At 66.0% G+C, this 18,426-nt stretch carries 17 protein-coding genes; 13 read left to right on the top strand and 4 right to left on the bottom strand.

The features are described from left to right. The first annotated feature begins 75 nt into the window (after positions 1–75). From DFO47_RS17400 to DFO47_RS17390, 3 genes are read left to right on the top strand one after another with little or no spacing between them, the layout of a single operon-like run. The gene (locus tag DFO47_RS17400) at positions 76–945 is read left to right on the top strand and encodes a carbohydrate ABC transporter permease (RefSeq protein WP_133832550.1); all 870 of its coding nucleotides are present in this window, start codon (positions 76–78) and stop codon (positions 943–945) included. Between the two features lie 6 nt (positions 946–951). Next, entirely contained in the window at positions 952–2,586 is a 1,635-nt protein-coding gene (locus tag DFO47_RS17395) for an extracellular solute-binding protein (protein WP_133832454.1), read from the top strand. Positions 2,587–2,634: 48 nt separating this feature from the next. After that, complete coding sequence (locus DFO47_RS17390; protein WP_133832453.1) at positions 2,635–3,312, top strand: DUF624 domain-containing protein; 678 nt, start codon at positions 2,635–2,637, stop codon at positions 3,310–3,312. Between the two features lie 5 nt (positions 3,313–3,317). On the opposite strand, the gene DFO47_RS17385 is transcribed toward DFO47_RS17390, so the two are convergent. After that, the gene (locus DFO47_RS17385) at positions 3,318–4,055 is read right to left on the bottom strand and encodes an alpha/beta hydrolase (protein WP_133832452.1); all 738 of its coding nucleotides are present in this window, start codon (positions 4,053–4,055) and stop codon (positions 3,318–3,320) included. 73 nt (positions 4,056–4,128) lie between these two features. On the opposite strand from DFO47_RS17385, the gene DFO47_RS17380 reads away from it, so the two are divergent. After that, on the top strand, positions 4,129–4,824 hold the full coding sequence (locus tag DFO47_RS17380; RefSeq protein WP_133832451.1) for a WYL domain-containing protein: 696 nt from the start codon (positions 4,129–4,131) through the stop codon (positions 4,822–4,824). 18 nt (positions 4,825–4,842) lie between these two features. Here DFO47_RS17380 and DFO47_RS17375 read toward each other — a convergent pair whose 3' ends face one another. Then, positions 4,843–7,221, bottom strand: coding sequence for a glycoside hydrolase family 3 N-terminal domain-containing protein (locus tag DFO47_RS17375; protein ID WP_133832450.1), 2,379 nt, complete (start codon positions 7,219–7,221; stop codon positions 4,843–4,845). A 296-nt stretch (positions 7,222–7,517) separates the two neighbouring features. On the opposite strand from DFO47_RS17375, the gene DFO47_RS17370 reads away from it, so the two are divergent. Genes DFO47_RS17370 through DFO47_RS17350 form a run of 5 tightly spaced genes read left to right on the top strand, consistent with a single transcriptional unit; the run spans position 7,518 to position 11,976 of the window. Next, complete coding sequence (locus DFO47_RS17370; RefSeq protein WP_133832449.1) at positions 7,518–8,651, top strand: Gfo/Idh/MocA family oxidoreductase; 1,134 nt, start codon at positions 7,518–7,520, stop codon at positions 8,649–8,651. 27 nt (positions 8,652–8,678) lie between these two features. Then, complete coding sequence (locus tag DFO47_RS17365; protein WP_133832448.1) at positions 8,679–9,647, top strand: PmoA family protein; 969 nt, start codon at positions 8,679–8,681, stop codon at positions 9,645–9,647. 2 nt (positions 9,648–9,649) lie between these two features. After that, positions 9,650–10,381: a cupin domain-containing protein gene (locus DFO47_RS17360; protein WP_133832447.1), complete on the top strand. Its 732-nt coding sequence runs from the start codon at positions 9,650–9,652 to the stop codon at positions 10,379–10,381. A gap of 36 nt (positions 10,382–10,417) precedes the next feature. Beyond that, a complete protein-coding gene (locus DFO47_RS17355; protein ID WP_133832446.1) occupies positions 10,418–11,443 on the top strand; it encodes a LacI family DNA-binding transcriptional regulator in 1,026 nt (341 codons plus the stop codon). Positions 11,444–11,472: 29 nt separating this feature from the next. Continuing rightward, positions 11,473–11,976: a GNAT family N-acetyltransferase gene (locus DFO47_RS17350; RefSeq protein ID WP_133832445.1), complete on the top strand. Its 504-nt coding sequence runs from the start codon at positions 11,473–11,475 to the stop codon at positions 11,974–11,976. Here the strand turns inward: DFO47_RS17350 and DFO47_RS17345 are convergent. Further along, entirely contained in the window at positions 11,973–12,368 is a 396-nt protein-coding gene (locus DFO47_RS17345; protein ID WP_109863989.1) for a VOC family protein, read from the bottom strand. The two genes, DFO47_RS17350 and DFO47_RS17345, sit on opposite strands and share 4 nt — an antisense overlap. A 380-nt stretch (positions 12,369–12,748) precedes the next feature. Between DFO47_RS17345 and DFO47_RS17340 the strand changes: the two genes are divergently transcribed. The 3 genes from DFO47_RS17340 to DFO47_RS17330 all read left to right on the top strand — a co-directional run bounded on the left by DFO47_RS17340 (position 12,749) and on the right by DFO47_RS17330 (position 15,671). Beyond that, positions 12,749–14,014: a DUF1524 domain-containing protein gene (locus DFO47_RS17340; RefSeq protein WP_133832444.1), complete on the top strand. Its 1,266-nt coding sequence runs from the start codon at positions 12,749–12,751 to the stop codon at positions 14,012–14,014. A gap of 66 nt (positions 14,015–14,080) precedes the next feature. Then, positions 14,081–14,776, top strand: a complete 696-nt coding sequence (locus DFO47_RS17335) for a PASTA domain-containing protein (protein ID WP_243835525.1) — start codon at positions 14,081–14,083, stop codon at positions 14,774–14,776. A 103-nt stretch (positions 14,777–14,879) separates the two neighbouring features. Continuing rightward, positions 14,880–15,671: a DinB family protein gene (locus DFO47_RS17330; protein ID WP_133832443.1), complete on the top strand. Its 792-nt coding sequence runs from the start codon at positions 14,880–14,882 to the stop codon at positions 15,669–15,671. On the opposite strand, the gene DFO47_RS17325 is transcribed toward DFO47_RS17330, so the two are convergent. Next, positions 15,668–16,540 (bottom strand): universal stress protein, encoded by an 873-nt coding sequence (locus DFO47_RS17325; RefSeq protein WP_347876408.1) that lies wholly within the window; start codon positions 16,538–16,540, stop codon positions 15,668–15,670. The genes DFO47_RS17330 and DFO47_RS17325 overlap by 4 nt on opposite strands. A 347-nt stretch (positions 16,541–16,887) precedes the next feature. Between DFO47_RS17325 and DFO47_RS17320 the strand changes: the two genes are divergently transcribed. Next, a complete protein-coding gene (locus DFO47_RS17320) occupies positions 16,888–17,976 on the top strand; it encodes a TerC family protein (protein WP_133832441.1) in 1,089 nt (362 codons plus the stop codon). Positions 17,977–18,426 lie beyond the last annotated feature (450 nt).

Raw genomic sequence — 18,426 nt, 5'->3', positions numbered from 1 at the left:
ACCGTGAAAGGGACAACCGTGAAGGAAACCGCAGTGCAAAAGCCCACGGCGGACACCGGTGTGCTGGTCAAGGACATGAAGGTCTCCCGCAGCATGCGGGTGTTCCGCGTGGCCAACCTGGTGTTCCTGCTGGTGGTGGTCTTCCTGACCATGTACCCGTTCCTGAACATCCTGGCGCAGAGCTTCTCCAGCGAAGGGTTCATCAACGCCGGGCAGGTCAACCTTTTCCCGCTGGGGTTCAACACCCAGACCTACCAGCTGATCCTGGCGGACTCGGTGTTCTGGCGGAATTACGGCAACACCGTCCTGTACACGGTGGTGGCCACCGCGATCTCGATGGGCCTGACCACCAGCTTCGCGTACGCGATCGCCAAGAAGGACCTCAAGGGACGCAGCGTGTTCATCGGCATCGCCGTGTTCACCATGTTCTTCAACGGCGGCCTGATCCCCAACTACGTGCTCATCACGTCGCTGGGCATGCGGGACACCCTGTGGGCCGTGGTCCTGCCCAACGCCATCAGTGTCTTCAACCTGCTGATCATGAAGTCGTTCTTCGAAAACATGCCCCGGGAACTGGAGGAGGCGGCCGCCATCGACGGCCTCACCCAGTACGGCGTCCTCTTCAAGGTGGTGCTGCCGCTGAGTAAGGCCATCGTGGCCACCATGGTGCTCTTCTACGCCGTGGCCAACTGGAACTCCTGGTTCCAGGCGTTCCTCTACCTGGACGACCCGGACCTGTTCCCGGTGACCATCTACCTCCGCAACATGATTGCCGGCGTCACCACCGCGGGTTCGGCCGGCGGCACGGCAGAGAACGTGGGCCAGATCGCCGCCAACATCCAGTCGGTGACCATCGTGCTCACCATCATCCCCATCCTGTGCGTCTACCCGTTCGTCCAGAAGTACTTCTTTTCGGGCGTCATGCTCGGCTCCGTCAAGGAATAACCCGTTATGAAAGGAAAACCCATGATCCGCAGACGAGATTTCCTCGGCCTGTCCGCGCTCGCAGCCTTCGGCCTGGTGATGGCCGGGTGCGACTCGGATTCCGGCAGCAAGGTGGACACCTCCAAGGCCCGCAACGGTGCGATGGACAGCTTCGGGGTGGGGGACACGTTCAAGGCGACGACGCCGCTGAGCTTCACGTTCCTCTTCAGCGACCAACCCACCTACCCGTACAAGAAGGACTGGCTGCTCTTCACCAAGATGGCCAGCGACAACAACGTCACGCTGCAGCCCACCATCGTCCCCAGCAGCGACTACGAGCAAAAGCGGAGCCTCCTGATCAGCTCCGGCAGCGCACCCGAGATCATCGCCAAGACCTACCCGGGCCAGGAGAGCGCGTATGTGTCCTCCGGTGCGGTTCTCCCGGTCAGCGACTACGTGGATCTCATGCCCCACTACCAGGCCAAAATCAAGAAATGGAAGCTGGAACCTGAAATCGCAGGACTCACCCAGGAGGACGGGAAGTACTACGTCCTGCCTGGCCTGCACGAGGAGCTCTGGCCGGACTACACGCTCGCGTTCCGCACCGACGTGCTGGAAAAGGAAGGCATTGCCGAGCCCAAGAGCTGGGACGAGTTCCGCGAGGTGCTCCGCAAGCTCAAGAAGTCCCATCCCGACGTCGTGCCCTTCTCCGACCGGTTCAATGGCAACAGCGTGCTGAACATTGCCGGCACCGCGTTCGGCACGGTGGCAGGCTGGGGCCTGGTGGACGGCTTGACGTTCGACGACGGCAAGAAGCAATTCGCCTTCGGCTCGGCCAGCAGCCAGTTCAAGGACCTGGTCACCTACTTCAACTCGCTGGTGTCCGAGGGCCTGATGGACCCGGAAAGCTTCACCCAGACCGACGATTCCGCCATCCAGAAGTTCACGTCCGGCAAGTCGTTCGTGATCAGCGCCAACTCGCAGAACATCATCACCTACCGCACGTCCATGGAGCAGTCACTGGGCAAGGGCAACTTCGCGGTCCGCAAGATCACCGTCCCCGGCGGCCCGGCCGGTGACCTGATCGGTGGTTCGCGGCTGGAGAACGGCATCATGCTGAACTCTTCGGTGAAGGACAAGGACAGCTTCGTGGCGCTGATGCAGTACATCGACTGGCTGTTCTATAGCGACGCCGGCCAGGAATTCTCCAAGTGGGGCGTCCAGGGCACCACCTACACCAAGGAAGGCAGTAAGCGCGTCCTGGCCAAGGACATCAACTTCCAGGGCCTGAACCCGGCAGGCACCAAGGACCTGCGCGTGGACTACGGCTTCTCCGGTGGCAATTTCTCCTATGGCGGCACCACGGACTTGCTGCAGTCCACCTTCAACGACGAGGAGCTGGCGTTCCAAAAGGCCATGAAGAGCAAGACGCCCAAGCCAGTGGCGCCGCCTGTGCCGTTCAGCGACACGGACCGCGAACAGGCCACGCTGGTGCTCACGCCGCTCAAGGACCACGTCAAGCAGAACACCTTGAAGTTCATTACCGGCCAGCGGCCCCTCTCCGAGTTCGACGCCTACGTCAAGGAGCTGGACAGCAAGGGCATGGGCAAGTATGTAGATTTGGCCAACAAGGCGTACAAGGCCTACGCGGACAAGAAGTAGGCGGACGACGGCGGCAGCCTGCCTGCCGCGGCAACCGAAAGGCAGTTGGTGGTTCAGAAGAAAGCGGAGTACGGTGCCGGCCCCCTCTTCAGGGCGGCCGGCACCGTGGCGGGCGTGATGACGGGCTCGGCCCTGCTGGTGCTGGCCAACGTACTGCTGCCGGCGGCACTGGTGGCGGCCCCGTTCGCAGGGGCCTGGCTGGTCCTGCCGGCGCTCATTCCGGCCGGTCCGGCGCTGGTGGCGTGCATCTATGCGTTCAACCGGATGCTCACGGGGCATGAGGGACAGGTGTACCAGGACTTCATCCGCGGCTACCGGATGAATGCCGGCCAGGCCCTGCAGGTGTGGCTGCCGTACCTGCTGGTCCTGGCCGTCATCGCGGTGAACCTCGCCGGACTGCCGTCGCTCGGACCCGCAGCACCGGCGCTCCGGCCGGCGTTGCTGGTCCTCGCGCTGCTCGTGGCCACAGCGGGCTTGAACGCGCTGCTGCTGTTGTCCCGGTTCTCGTTCCGGACCCGGGACGTGTACCGGCTCTCCCTGTACAGCTTCAGCGCCCGGAAGCGGGTCTCCTTGGGCAACGCCGGCATCCTGTTCGTCACCGCCACCCTCCTGCTGATGACCACCACCTACCTGCTGCCGCTGCTCGCCGGGACCGTGGTGTTCCTGGTGTGCCTGAACTCCCGCCCGCTGCTGGCGCTGGTTGAGGAGAAATTCACTCTCGCCTGACCTCGTCAGTTTGTGCGGGACGCGGCTGACCCAATGGCTTTGGCGAGGTCGCGGGGACGGCTCCACATGGGCCAGTGCCCCGTTGGGAGGTCGATGACGTCGAGGTGTTCGAGGTGCGCGACTTCTGCAAACATGGCATGCCCGGCGCGGGCGAGCTCCAGCACCTGCGCGCTCGGGATCGAACAGCACACCAGGGTGGTCCGGACCTTGTGGCGGGCATCGTTCCTGAGCTCGACGGCCTGACGAAGCACAGGCCCGGGTTCAGGGACGGCCCGGGCCCGAAAACGCTCGAGGACTTCCGGGCTCAGGCCCTCGAGGCTCGCCTGCTGTCCGAGGACATCGAAGGGCGGCAGCGGAAACTCCGCCAACTCTTCCGGGATGCCCGCGCCGAAGGCGCTTCCCGGTGCCACAGGGCCGGAGTCGACCCACACCACTCGATGGACAAGTTCGGGGTGTCGGTCAAGGACGAGGCTGACGGGGGCGTTTGCCCCGCTGTGGGCGACGAGGATGGCGGGCTGGTCCGCAGAGGCCCCGAGCCGGCTGATGACGTCCAGGACCGCTGTGGCCTGGTCGTCGAGGGTTTTTGCCGCACGCCCGGGATCGTCCACGTCGAGGCCGGGCAGCGTCATCGCGACTGCGCGGGAGTGGTCGGTTGCCAGGTGTTCCAGCACTTCGTCCCACGCCCAGGCGCCCAGCCAGTGGCCGGCGATGAGAACAATGGGACGGCTTGAAGTAGTTGTCATGCCAATACCCTCGCAGGCGTACCGGACAAGGGTATGTCACTATTTATGTCATGAATTTGCCAGGGCCTGAACGGTGAAGCGGGTCGAACGGCTCCATGCCCTCTCCGAGATGTTGCGCCGCAGCGGCAGGCGGGGGATTTCCGCCGAACGGCTGGCTGCAGCGTTTGAGGTATCCGTTCGCACCATCAAGCGGGACCTCGATGCGTTGGAGAACAGCGGGGCGCCGGTATGGTCCCGGCCGGGTCCGGGCGGTGGCTACGGTTTGGCTGGAGGTGCGTCCCTGCCTCCCGTCAGCCTGTCACCGGCCCAGGCCGTGGCGCTCATGGCAGCGGTGTCCGCCGCGCCTGATGCCCCCTACGCCGATCTGGCAGCAGCAGGTGTCCGAAAGATCATGGATGTCCTCGATCCCAAAACCCGGGCACAAGCGGACGAGCTGGCCCACCGCGTCTGGGTCAACGCGCTTCCCGCCTCGTCCCGCGCCATCAAATCCGCACTGGAGGAGGCGATGGCCGAGCAGCGCGTGATCCGCCTCCGCTACACAGCGGGGGACGGGACCGCCACCACCCGCGACGTCGAGCCGGTGCTGTTCGCCGCCACCAACGGCCAGTGGTACCTGGTTGGGTGGTGCCGGCTGCGCGACGCAATGCGGTGGTTCACCGTCTCGCGCATCGAGCGGGCCGTCGTCACCAAGACGGCCTGCAGCGGCCATGGCATCCATGAGGTTGGGGAACCCCCGGCTAACGCCAGGCCGGTGCACGGCCGGGGATGACATGTCCGGTCGGCACGGCTAAAGCGGGGTTACCGTTACCGGTGTCAGCATCTCCCGGTCAAAGCCCACCTCGCGGCGGCCGCCGTGCAGGATGAGTTCGTGGGTGTGGAGGTCCCGGCTGCTGGAGGTCGAAACATGCAGCTTCACCAAGCCCGGGGTCACCACCCGCTTCAGGTCCACCCCGGTAAAGGAGGTCCGGTCCGCGTGCACCGTGAACTCCACCCGGGCCGCGGCGCCGGCCGCAAGGTCAACCCGGACGTAGCCAATCAGTTCACGGACAGGCCGCACCACTTCGCCCACCGGGTCCTCGAGGTACAGCTGCACCACTTCCGCCCCGTCAACCGGGCCGGTATTGGCCACCGAGCATCCCACGGTGACGGAGCCCGCCGTCGTCATCGTGGGCCCGCTGGCCGTGTGGCAGGAAAAGTCGAAGGTCGTGTAGGACAGGCCGTGCCCGAAACCGAACAGCGGTGAGGGGTCCAGTGCGCTGACGCCGGACGGCCCGGCCAGGCGGCTGTGCAGGTAGGTGCCCGGTTGTCCGCCGGAGGTCCGCGGCACGGAAACCGGCAGCTTGCCGGACGGAGTCACGGCTCCGGTCAGGACGTCCCACAGCGCCTCGGCGCCCTCCTCGCCCGGGAAGAACCCCTGCACGATCGCTCCGGCCCTGGCCGCGAAGTCGCCCAGCGCGTAAGGCCGGCCGCTGAGGACCACCACGATGGTGCGGGTGCCGGCGGCCTCGGCAGCCGTGAGGACCTGGTCCAGCATGCGGTGCTGGTCACCGGGGAGCCGCAGGTCGGCAGCGTCGTTGCCTTCGCCGGAGGTGCCCCGGCCAAAGAGGCCCGCATTGTCACCCACTACGATCACGCAGGTGTCCACCGCTGAGGCAATCCGGCAGGCTTCCAGGACCTGCGTGTCGCTGATGGCCTCGCACGTTCCCGTGGCGGCGGTCCGGATCCGGCCAAACCGCTCGGCGGCTGCACCGGCCACAGTCGGAACCCGGATGCCCATGGGCACCTCGGGATGCGATGCGCCGACGTGGGCGTCAAAGGAATAGCAGCCCAGCATGGCGAACGGGTCCTGCGCCAGCGGCCCCACGACGCCCACCGACGCCAAAGCCGCCGCCGGCAGCGGCAGGCTTGGCCCGTCGTCGTGCGCCCTGTTGGTCAGCAGCACCAGGGACTGCGCGGCGATCTCCCGGGCCAGCGCCCGGTGGGCCGCAGGGTCAAGGTCGATGGCGCCGGCAGCCAGGGCCGGGGGAGCTGGGTCGAAGTCCGGCGAGAGCAGCCCGGCTTCCTGCTTTTGCCGGAACACCCGCAGGAGTGCGGTGTTCACCAGGGATTCGGGTACCTCGCCGGAGCGCACGCGCTCAAGCAGGGGCAGGCCGTAGCAGTTCACCGTTGGCAGTTCCACGTCCACGCCCGCTGCCAACGCCAGGGCTGCAGCCTCTCCGGAATCGGCGGCGATGCCGTGCGTGGCGTTGAGGAAGGCGATGCCGAAGTAGTCCGCCACCACGGTCCCGGCGAAGCCCCACTCGTCCCGGAGCAGGGAGGTCAGCAGGGCACGGTTTGCCGCGGCGGGAATACCGTCGGTGTCCGTGTAGGCGTGCATCACGGAACGGGCGCCGCCGTGCTTGATGGCCAGTTCGAACGGCGGCAGCATGACGTCCGCGAGTTCCCGGGGGCCCATGGAGACGGGCGCGTGGTTCCGCCCGGCGCGTGAGGCGGAGTAGCCCACGAAGTGCTTGAGGGTGGCAATGATCCCTTCGGCTTCCAGCCCTTTCACGTAAGAGCTTGCCACGGTGCCCACGAGGTAGGGGTCCTCGCCAATGGTTTCTTCCACCCTGCCCCAGCGGAGGTCCCGCACCACATCCAGTACCGGCGCGAGGCCCTGGTGGACGCCCAGTTGCCGCATCTGGCCGCCGATCAAGCCGGCCATCCGGCGCACCAGCACCGGGTTGAAGGTGGCGCCCCAGGCCAGCGGTACAGGGAAGGCGGTCGCTTTCCAGGCGGCCAGCCCGGCCAGGCATTCCTCGTGCACCTGCGCGGGGATCCGGAACCGTGAGGCGGCCATGATCTGCTCCTGCGCAGCGGCCAGCCGGCGCGCCCCCTCAAGTGGTTCCAGCGGAACCGTGCCGTACATCCGGGTGATCTGGCCGAGGCCCGCAGAAATCACGTCCTCCCAGGAACGGGCGTCGCCTGCCATTTCGTTCTGCAACGGGGCAACAGAGTCGCCTTCAGTGGAAGCATTTACCCACACGCCCACCAGCTGGGCCAGTTTTTCCTCAAGGGTCATCTGCCGCACCAGCTCCTCGAGGGACAGGTGTCCGACGGCGGAAGGCGGCTCGACGCCCGCCGCGGGTGAGGGGAGGGCTTGCTTTTCGGCGGCACCGCTGGTCACGGACGTCTCCTAGGATCGGACGATGTTTCTAAGAAAGTATCAGAAACTTGTGTTTAGTTTCTAGATCGAAACCCCTTGACTCTGGAATCAAAATCTTCCTACGGTTGAAAACAAGCCTTGGGCAGGTAGCTGTAGCGAGCATCCGAAACTTCGAAGAGAGCATAGAAAGTTTCTTTAGGAGCATCGGCGATGCAGGGTCACCCGGCCGGTGCAATGCCGGGTGGTCCGGCATCATCACGGCAACCGCTTCGGGGCACGCTTCTGGGCAACGACTTCACTGCAACGACGGAGAGAACATGCGCACGTACAAAGTGGCCATTGTGGGCACCGGCGGGATCGCCGCGGTCCACGCGGACAACCTGGCACGGACAGGCGGGCGCGCCGAGCTCGTCGCAGCCTGCGACGTGGACCAGGGCCGGCTGGACTCCTTTGCGGAGAAGCACGGCATTCCCGGCACATACCTCACGGTGGCCGAACTGCTCGCGGGGGCCCAGCCGGACATCGTGCACCTGTGCACCCCGCCCATGCTGCACATCGACCAAGCCATCGAATGCCTTGAAGCCGGGGTGCATGTCCTCTCGGAGAAGCCCCCGGCACTGAGCCTGGCGGACTTCGACCGGCTGGAGAAGGCCCAGGCCAAAGGCGGCGCCCAGTTCTCCTGCGTGTTCCAGCACCGGTTTGGGGATGCCGCCGCGGCCGCCCGGGAACTGATCGGGGGCGCCGGGTTCGGCCGCCCGCTGGTGGCCCGCTGCGATACCCTCTGGTACCGGCCGGACAGCTACTGGGACCTGCCCTGGCGCGGCACGTGGAACGCCGAGGGTGGCGGCCCCACCATGGGCCACGGCATCCACCAATTCGATCTCCTCCTGCACCTGCTGGGACCGTGGGAGGAAGTCACCGCGATAGCAGGCAGGCAGGCACGTGCCACGTCCACCGAAGACCTGTCCGCCGCGCTGGTCCGGTTCCGCAACGGCGCCGTGGCCACCATCGTCAACTCGTTGCTCTCGCCCCGGGAGACCTCGGACATCCGGATCGACTGCGAGTTCGCCACCGTGGAACTGAGCCACCTTTACGGCTACGCCACGGACAACTGGACCGTTACCGCCGCGCCGGGCCACGAAGACCGGGTCCGCTCCGAATGGCGCAGCCGGCCGCTGGAACGCGGCAGCGGACACTCCGCCCAGTTCCTGGCCATGTACCAAGCGCTCGACGCCGGGCTTCCGCTGCCCGCCGGCGCAGACTCCGCCCGGCAGACCCTTGAGCTCGCTGCCGCGATCTACGCCTCCGCCTTTACTGGCAGGGCCGTCCGCCGCGGCGAGATCGTCCCCGGCCACCCCTTCTACGGCGGGATGGACGGAGACGGGCTGGGCACCGCCGCCCTGGATGCCACGGCCCTCAACGAAACAGCTTTCGACGCCGCCCGCGCCTGACACCCCACACCCAAGGAGCCTCCCGCCATGCCCACCACCGCCCCTGCAGCCGTCCACACAGCCCGGCTGGATGTCACCGACGACGGCGCAGCCCTCACGTTTACCGCCGACGGCAAGCCCATCGCCACCTATACCTACCGGCCCACCGACCCCCAATACGAGAGCCCCCGACCGTTCTTCCATCCGCTGACCACCCTGGGCGGAGACGACGTGACCATTTCCCGGCCCTGGGACCACGTCTGGCACAAGGGGCTCTCCTGGGCGCTCCCGAACGTGGGCAGCCACAACTTCTGGGGCGGAGCCACCTACACACGCGCCACCGAGTACGCCAACCTGGACAACAACGGCGCCATGACCCACACCGCCTTCACCGGGATCGAGCACTCCGCCGCAGGGATCACCGCAGCGGAATCCCTCACCTGGACCTCGCAGGACGGTGGCCCGGTCATTGCGGAGGCCCGCCGGTTCAGCGTCCAGTTGCTGGCGGACGGCGGTGCCGGCGACGAAACCGGAGGTGCCTACGCCATCCTCTTCGAAACCCGGATGGACAACATCTCCGGGGCAGAGATCAGGATCGGCAGCCCCACCACGGAAGGCCGCCACAACGCTGGCTACGGCGGTCTCTTCTGGCGCGGCCCACGGTCTTTTACCGGCGGCGAATTCCGCAACCAGGAGGGCGCCGGTACCGACGAATTCATGGGCACCCGATCGCCGTGGATCGCCTTTACCGGCAAGCACGACGTCAGTTGCCGGTCCTCCACCGTTGCCTTCGTGGAAGACGGTTCGAACCCCGGCGCACCGAACCAGTGGTTCGCGCGGTCCTCCATGTTCGCCTGCCTGGGTTCAGCACCCTTCTTCAGCGCCGAGGTCCCGCTCCGGGCAGGTGAGCCGCTGACGTACCGGTATGCGGTGGTGATCGCCGACGGCGGCGTGGACCAGGGCCGTGCCGCGGCGCTGGCGGCGGCCGCGCAAACCGCCCTTGGCAATTGGGCCTGAGTATGGGCTCAACGTTCCCGGGTGCTACCGGCCTGTCCGAGATCAGCATTTACGACTGGCCGGGGGCGGATGGCGCCGCCGGCGGATCGCCGCACGTGCACACCGCCTCCACCGAGGCGTACGTGGTGCTGGCGGGAGCGGGCCGGCTGGAGACCCTTGATTCACGAGGGTTCACCACCACTGCGCTGGAGCCCGGCGTGGTTCTCTGGTTCACCCCCGGTACAGTCCACCGCGCCATCAACGATTCGGGGGACCTGAAGATCCTGGTGGTCATGCAAAACGCAGGGCTGCCCGAACACGGGGACGCCGTGATGACCTTCCCGCCGGAGCACCTCACCGACCCGGCAGCGTACCGCCGCGCCGCGGTCCTGGAGCAGACGGATGCCGACACGGGACTGGCCGCAGCCGAGGAAGCCGCGCGCCGTCGTCGTGACCTGGCGCTCGAAGGCTACCTGGCGCTCAAGGACGCTGTCCTCGAATCAGGGCCGGCGGCGTTGGCGGGATTCCACGCCGCGGCCGCCCGGCTGGCGTCCGCCAGGGCCGGAGCCTGGGCCGGGCTTCTGGCAGCCGGCGCAGCCCGGCAGGCCGAGGTCACCCGGCGGCAACTGGTTTCTCTGGACACGGCGGAAAGTATCTATCTCGCGAACGCGCGAACTACGATGGGAAAACGGGAAAACCGCAGGATTTACGGCATGTGCGGCCGGATTCAGGCGTGGGAACTTTCCGATAACTAGCCCCGGGTGCGTGACCCGGGTGAAAGGGTGGTTTCCGTGGTGAGCAAACAGGACACCGGGCGCGCGACAATCAGCGAGATTGCCCGCGAGGCCGGCGTATCCGTTCCCACCGTGTCCAAGGTGCTGAACGGGCATGCCCACGTCGCCGCGGAGACCCGGGCGCGGGTGGAGGAAATCATCGCGCGCCGCGATTACGCGCGCCGCCCGGCCAAGCGCCGGCAGAAGGCCGGCCTGGTGGACCTCGTGTTTCCCGGCCTGGGCTCGGAATGGGCCTTGGAGATCATCGAGGGCGTGGAGCGGGTGGCGCAGGACGCCGGATACGGAACCGTGGTGAGCAGCCTGAGCCTGGACGGGTCCCGAATCCGGCCCTGGCTGGCAAACCTCGCGGAGCGTAAATCCGACGGCCTGCTGATGGCCGTGTACCAGCTGGACGCCAAACAGATCCAGCGGGTGAAATCGCTGGGGATCCCGGTGGTCCTGATCGACCCCGTGGGCCAGCCCGGACCGGACCTGATGACGGTGGGCGCGGCCAACTGGGAGGGCGGCTACTCGGCCACGGAACACCTGCTCAAGCTGGGGCACAAACGGATCGCCATGATTGGCGGACGCGAGGACCTGCAATGCAGCAGCGCCCGCGAGGACGGCTACATCTCCGCGCTGCGCCGGGCCGGCATTGCGCTGGACCCGGCCCTGATGGTGCCGGGCAACTTTTCCATCGAGGCCGGCGAGGCGGCCACGCGCAAGCTCCTGGAACTGCCGGACAGGCCGACGGCGATCTTCACCGGCAACGACGACCAGGCACTGGGCGCCTACCGTGCGGCGCGCTCTGCCGGGCTGCGCATCCCGGAAGACCTGTCCATCATTGGATTCGACGACATCCCGGCCGCCGAATGGGTTGAGCCGGGCCTCACCACCATCCGGCAGCCGGTGGTGCAGATGGCGGAAACCGCCATGCGTGCCCTGCTCCGGCACCTGGACGGCGACGAGGAACTGCCGCAACGGATCGAGCTGGGCACCGAACTGGTGGTCCGCGGATCCACGGCGGCCCCGGCAACACATTAATCCGGTGCCGCCCTTATTAGGCTGGAGCGATGGATTATGTACTTCGACGGGCCAGCCCGGAGGATGCCGAGGCCATCGTCTTGATGCATACGGCCGCGCACGAAGAAAGCTACGGACACCTGCTTTCGCCCGGATTCTTTGCTGAGCGGCGGCGCTCAATCCCGGAACGCGTGGCCCGGCGTCGGCCGTATCTTGAGGCTCCCCACCCGCGGATCGTCGCCGAGGACGCCAACGGCGAGATTGTAGGCCTTGCCGACGCCGGACCGCCGCGCCAGGAAGACAGCCCGTTCGCGCTGGAGCTGTACTCGATTTTCGTACTGAAGCGCGCACAGGGGAGCGGGCTGGGGAAGGCCCTGCTGGAGGCCGCCCTGGGCGGTTCGCCCGCCTATTTGTGGGTTCTTGAGGAGAACGTCAAGGCGCAGTCCTTCTACCGCCGCCAAGGCTTTAGGTTCGACGGCGGCCGCGGCAACCTGCCGCCGGAGTGGGAAAGCGTGCCGGAACTGCGGATGGTCCGGGACCGGCCCGCGGGCTAGCCGGCTTTGTGGGCGTCGCGGACGGCGGGCGGGGTTTGTCCCTGCATGACCCAGCGGTTGCCGTCTGGGTCGCTGAAGTAGGCGAACAGGACGCCGCCCAGGTCCTGGATTTCGCTGATCTCGGCCCCGCGCTGCACTAGTTCATCGCGGACGGCCGGGAGGTCCGGAACCACCAGTTGAAGACCTTCCAGGCTGCCCGGAGCCATGGCGGTCATGCCGGTTCCGATCACTACCGAGGCGGCAGAACCTGGCGGCGTCAGCTGGACAACGCGCATGCCGGGGATGTGCTCCACGTCATGGTCCAGCACAAAGCCCAGCTGTTCGGTGTAAAAGGCTTTTGATTTCTCGACGTCGGAAACCGGGACCTGGACCACTTCGAGGCGCATCTGCATGCGGGCAACTCTACCTTTGCCCATGCCAGCGGGGAACGGTCGTCCGGCGCAGGTCCAGTCGCCTTCCTGCCGGCATTGTGACGCGTGGGAAGGCCGCTTCCTCAAGGTTCCCTCAAGACTGGCTGAATGTTGGCCGAGTATTCACGGCGGCGGCAAATCCGCACATCATGGGGCCGTAGGCTCAGCGGCATCGAGCTTTGCAGGGCTTAGCAGAAGGCCCGGCAGAAAAGGGGTGCCGACTTGCTCGGCGTCCTCATCATTGGGGAAGAATGTCCGACTACGAGACCCTCTTGGGGGCTGCTCAATCCGCGCCGACGCCGAAGCCGCCGCGGAATCCACGCACTTCGACGTTTGCCATCGGAGCAATTACCGCCATCTTCATGCTTTTGGGCGCACTCAGCGGCGGTGTTGGAGGCGCCCTGATTTTCCTCGGCATCTCCGGTGCGCTGACTGGTCTTTACGTCGTGATCACTGGAAGGCGCTCCTGGGCCCGGCTGCCGGCGAAACGCAAGGCCGGCGCCGTCGCCATAGCCGCGTCCTTCGCCCTTCTCATCGGTGGTGCCGTAGCGCTGCCCCGTGTCGCAGGCGCGGACCTTGAGGCCGCCTCCGCGGAAAGCAGGGCTACGGCGAGGGCAGCGACAGCGAGCGTCGCTGCGGCGGCCGTGGCTACGCCGTCGTCCATGCCCACTCCTACGCCCACGACTGGGGACACCGGCGAGCCGCTGGACCCGGACACCCCCAACGCCGTAGCGGCGGGCGTCTCCGCGGCAGCGCCCAACCCACAGCCCGCCTACGCCACCAAGGCGATCGACCTGCTTGCAACGCTTGCCATCAAGGGCCGCGCGCCGAAGACGGGCTATGACCGGGCGCAATTCGGGCAGGCATGGGCGGACGTGGACCGGAACGGTTGCGATACGCGCAATGACATCCTCCAGCGGGACCTCACCGGCATCACGTTCACGAACAATGTGCCCTGCAAGGTGCAGTCCGGCACCCTCGCCGATCCGTACACCGGCACCACAATCGGTTTCGTACGCGGATCCGCGACGAGCACCGCCGTGCAGATCGACCACGTGGTGGCGTTGAGCGACGCCTGGCAGAAGGGGGCCCAGCAGTTGACCGCCGGGCAGCGGACGGCATTCGCGAATGACCCGCTGAACCTGCAGGCGACTGACGGGCCTGCCAACCAGCAAAAGGGCGACGGTGACGCCGCCACCTGGCTGCCGCCCAACAAGGGGTACCGGTGCGAGTACGTTGCCCGGCAAATTTCCGTGAAGGCCACGTACGGGTTGTGGGTGACCCAGGCGGAGCACGACGCGATGGCACGAATCCTGGGCGACTGCACCGGGCAGCTGGCACCGACCAACCAGCAGGCGCTGCCGCCCGTCGCTGCCGAGCCGGCACCTTCCGCCGTTGCGCCTGCTCCTGCAGCTCCCGTGGCGGCTCCGGTTGCGCCGGCGCCGGCTGCGGCTGCTCCCGCGCCCGCTCCGGTTGCGCCCGCGCCTGCTGCGGCCGCCCCCGCGGCGGCTGTGTACTACGCCAACTGCACTGCGGCGAGGGCCGCAGGAGCGGCGCCGATCTACGCGGGCCAGGCCGGATACCGGCCGGCGCTGGACCGCGACTCCGACGGCGTCGCCTGCGAGTAGGGCTCTTGCCCGGGATTCGCCGGGCTCTCTTTCCACCATCACCATCACGCATTCCTAGGGGGAATCATGAAAGAAAACATCGGGCCTGCCGCCGGCAGGTTGAAGAAGACGCTGGCGTTGGCTGTGTTGACCGGACTTATGTTGACCGGCTGCGGCGGCGGCAAGCAGGCTGCGGTGGAGCCGGCCTCCGCGGCATCGGCGACTGCCACGGTGGAAGCCTCCGTCACGGTCCCGGGAGTTGTAGGGCTGACCCTGGACACGGCGACGGACCAACTGGAGAAGCTTGGCTTCAAGGTTGACGCGGTTGACTCTGTTGACGGCAAATCGATCATCGTGAAGAAGAACTGGCAGGTGCTGACCCAGGACCCTTCCAACGGAGCCCAGGCAGCAAAGGGCTCCACGGTGCACCTTGGCGTTAAGTCCCTGGAAAAGATCGCCACTGAAAAGGCTGCGGCCGAGAAGGCTGCAGCTGACAAGGCAGCTGCAGACGTGGCCGCGAAGGCCGCTGCCGACAAAGTCGCGGCGGACAAAGCGGCATCGGACAAGGCTGCGGCTGATCAAGCTGCTGCTGCCAAAGCGGCAGCAGACCAAGCTGCCGCCGCCGCGGCTCAGCAGGCGGCGCAGGCGCCTGCTCCCGCGGCCGTTCCTGCTGCGCCGGCGGCTCCCGCCGTCGGGGGCACCATTATCTGCAGGGACGGTTATGTCTGGCCCAGTGCCACTCGCCAGGGCGCCTGCAGCAGGCATGGCGGCATCGCAAATTAGCTAACGGAACCTTCATTCCCGGAAAGACGGTGCCCCGGGAAGCTGCAGGATATGTGGCGGGAACTCCTTGAACTGCGGCAGGCCACGGGGAATGATAGCGCGCATGGCTACCTTCACCGGATCCGATGACCTGCGCGGCGCTGAGTTTTTCGACGTCAGTCTTCGCGGGGCCCGGTTTATTCGCAGTAGCCTCGCCAGGGTGGTGATGCGCGGCGTCGAGATCGAAGACGCGAACATCGACTCGCCCTGGCTGCTGGAAGACGGCGGGTCCCTGCTTGTGAACGGGGTGGACGTGGCTCCGCTGGTCGATGCCGAGTTGAACCGGCGTTTCCCCGGCAGGCAGCTGCGGCATGCCGCAGGGCCAGACGGTTTGCGGGAGGCGTGGGCAGTCCTGCAGGAAACCTGGGACACCACGGGGCAGCGGCTCGCCGGGCTGCCGCCGGGCACCGAGGAGATATCGGTGGACGGTGAGTGGTCCTTCGCGCAGACAATGCGGCATTTGGTGATGGCCACGGACAAATGGCTGCGCGGCGCGGTCCTTGGCATCGAACCTCCCTACCACCCCATGGGGCTGCCGAACGCCGAATACGAGACTGATGGACTGGACATGTCCGTCTTCCAGGAAACTCACCCTTCCTACGATGAGGTGCTCAAGGTCCGCGCCGGGCGCGTCGCCATGGTCCGGGACTTCATCGCCGGAGCCACAGAGGAGGAACTGCAGAGGACACATCCGGCACCGGATGATTCACGCTTCACTGTCACCACGCTGGACTGCCTGCACGTCATCCTTCATGAAGAATGGGAACACCACCGGTTCGCGGTCAGGGATCTGGACGCCATCGAAGCGAAGGCGTCCAAGCTGCAGGACCGGGCACCAACCTCCGCCCCGGATTAGGACTCGTGCGCTGCCTTGGTGGCGGGCGGGCGCCGGGAAACGAGCACTGGACCCTTGGCATGGTGGAGGACGGCATGGGCCGTCGAACCGATGCTTCCCTTGATCAGTCCGTGGCCTTTCGTCCCGACGACGGTGAGGCGTGCGCCTTGGGCTGCGTGCAGGATGGCGCGGGGTACAGAGGTGTCGGTCAGGAGCTGCTGTTCGACCATAAGCCCGGGCGCCAACTCCTGCGCCTTGGCAACAGCCGAGTCCAGCAGAGCCTCGGCCGCGGCACCGGGGTCAACAGGGTCCCGGACAAGCCGGTAGCCGGCCGGAACCGTCCGGACGTGGATGATGACCAGCCGGGCTCCCGACGAGGCGGCCGCGGTGCAAGCATCCTCAAGTGCCGCGGAGGACTCCGGGTCCTCAACGGCGACCACCACGGGGCCGTCAGGGTCTTCGCCGGGCTTGATCACAGCCACGGGACACGATGCGGTGGCTGCCATCTCAAGGCTGACGGAGCCGATGAGCAGGCCCATGAATCCGCCGAGTCCGCGACTCCCGAGGACCAGCATGTCCTGGCCAGCGGAGAGCCTGGGCAGATTGACGTTGGGGCTCCCGGACAACAGACTGGTCCGGACTTCCACATCCGGGGCGGACTGGCGCGCGTGGGCGGCGCCCTCCTGCAGTGTTTTTTCCGCCGCGTGCTGGAGCCCGCTGTCCTTGATGCCGGGGACTGGCCCCAGGTTCTTCGTCAGCAGTGGCCACAAGGTGCAATGCACCAGATGGAGGGGAACCTTGCGCCGGGACGCCTCCCTCGCAGCCCACCGGACAGCCAGTGCAGCCGGCTCCGAACCGTCATAGCCCACGACAATGGTTTTGGATTCCACAATGCCCCATCCTCGGTCCCGGCAACCACGGCGTCGTGGAATGCCCGAGTCTATTTTCTATTGCCGAGCCTGTGGCGGGCCAGGGGCCAATGTCCCTCGACGGACAGCATTGTTTGCGCTGACAGCCCTGCACCCGACCCCCAACTGCCGGCGGCGAGGTGCGGGGAAAAGCTTTTGATGCGTACCGCCGGCGTACGTTAGAATTGACGAATCAAGGGGAGTACTCCCGTCTGTGGTTGGCCCGTCAATACGGATGCAGCGAAGCATCCCGGGCCGTCAGCTCCGAATCAGTCCGGGCGGAGGAGACCTTGGCGTAATAGTCAACGCCGAACCCTTGGAGTACCCAAATGCAGGTAACACCACTGATCTGGATCATCACCCTTGCTGTGACAGTCCTCTTCTTCGTTTACGAGTTTTTCGCGCACGTGCGCAAACCCCATGAGCCTTCCATCGGTGAATCAGCGCGTTGGTCGGCCTTCTACATTGGGCTGGCCCTCCTGTTCGGAGTTGGCATCGGCCTGGTGTCCGGCTGGTCCTACGGCGGCGAGTATTTCGCCGGGTACCTCACCGAGAAGGCACTCTCGATCGACAACTTGTTCGTCTTCCTGATCGTGATGAGCGGGTTCGCTGTCCCGAAGAAGTACCAGCAGAAAGTGCTGATGATCGGCATCGTCATCGCGCTGATTCTTCGGGGCGGTTTCATCGCCATCGGCGCCGGCCTGATCGAGAACTTCTCCTGGATCTTCTACATCTTCGGTGCGCTGCTGCTCTTCCTCGCCTACAAGCAGGCTTTCGGCAGCCACGATTCCAACCCTGCTGACGGCAAGTTCATGCAACTGGTGCGCCGCGTCCTGCCGATTGCCGACGAATACCACGGCGACAAGCTCACAGTGAAGCAAGGCGGCAAACGCTTCTATACCCCCATGATGCTGACCATCATTGCGATTGGCTTTGTGGACCTGATCTTTGCCGTTGACTCCATTCCGGCCATCTATGGGCTTACCAACGAGGCGTACATCGTTTTCACCGCCAACGCCTTCGCCCTCATGGGCCTGCGCCAGCTGTTCTTCCTGATCGGGGGACTGCTGGAACGCCTCGTCTACCTGGCCCAGGGCCTCGCCGTCATCCTCGCCTTCATCGGCGTGAAGCTTGTCTTCCACGCACTGCACGTGAACGAACTGGCCTTCATCAACGGCGGCCAGCCGCTCCTGTGGGTCCCAGAGATCCCCATCTGGTTCTCGCTGCTGTTCATCGCTGCCACCATCGCCGTTGCCACGGTGGCCAGCCTCCTGAAGACCCGTGGCGACAACGGCGGGAGCGGCCGCCATTCTGTGGACGGCGGACCGGCCGCGGCATCCGCGGATGACCGGGAGGCGGATGGGCAGCCCGACGAAGACCCACGCCACGCGGCTGGCGTACCCAAGTCATCACTGTGACTCAACGCATAAGACGGAGATCCGGCCGCTAAGACGGACCTCAACTGCCGGAAACCGCGGAAATTCGCGGTTTCCGGCAGTGTGCGGAGCCCCCTGTTCCTGGATTTGCGGTGGGGTTGGTGGGCGTGTATTGTTTTCTGAGTCGCCGCCGCTGATGCGGAAAGATAGCGGCGAAAATCCCCTTCTGAACGGCCTGGAAAATGGTTCGCTTTGTGGCGAGCCTGGTGGGTTGGGGTGGTCTTCTTCCTGGTGTGGGTCCTGAGTGATGGATTTGCGTTGGGGTGGGGGATCGGGTAAGTTTGGAAAGTTGCTCCGGAGCGATCTGCGACTGGTTTTTGGTTGTGGTGGTGCCGGGTGTGTCTGTTGTTTGAGAACTCAATAGTGTGCCAAGTTTGTTGATACCAATTGTTTTATGGATTGGTTGTTTTGGCTGGATCCGCCACCCCGTGG

The sequence above is a fragment of the Arthrobacter sp. AG258 genome, from assembly GCF_004364695.1.
GTDB lineage: Bacteria > Actinomycetota > Actinomycetes > Actinomycetales > Micrococcaceae > Arthrobacter.
This window is presented reverse-complemented; position numbering and strand designations above follow the sequence as displayed.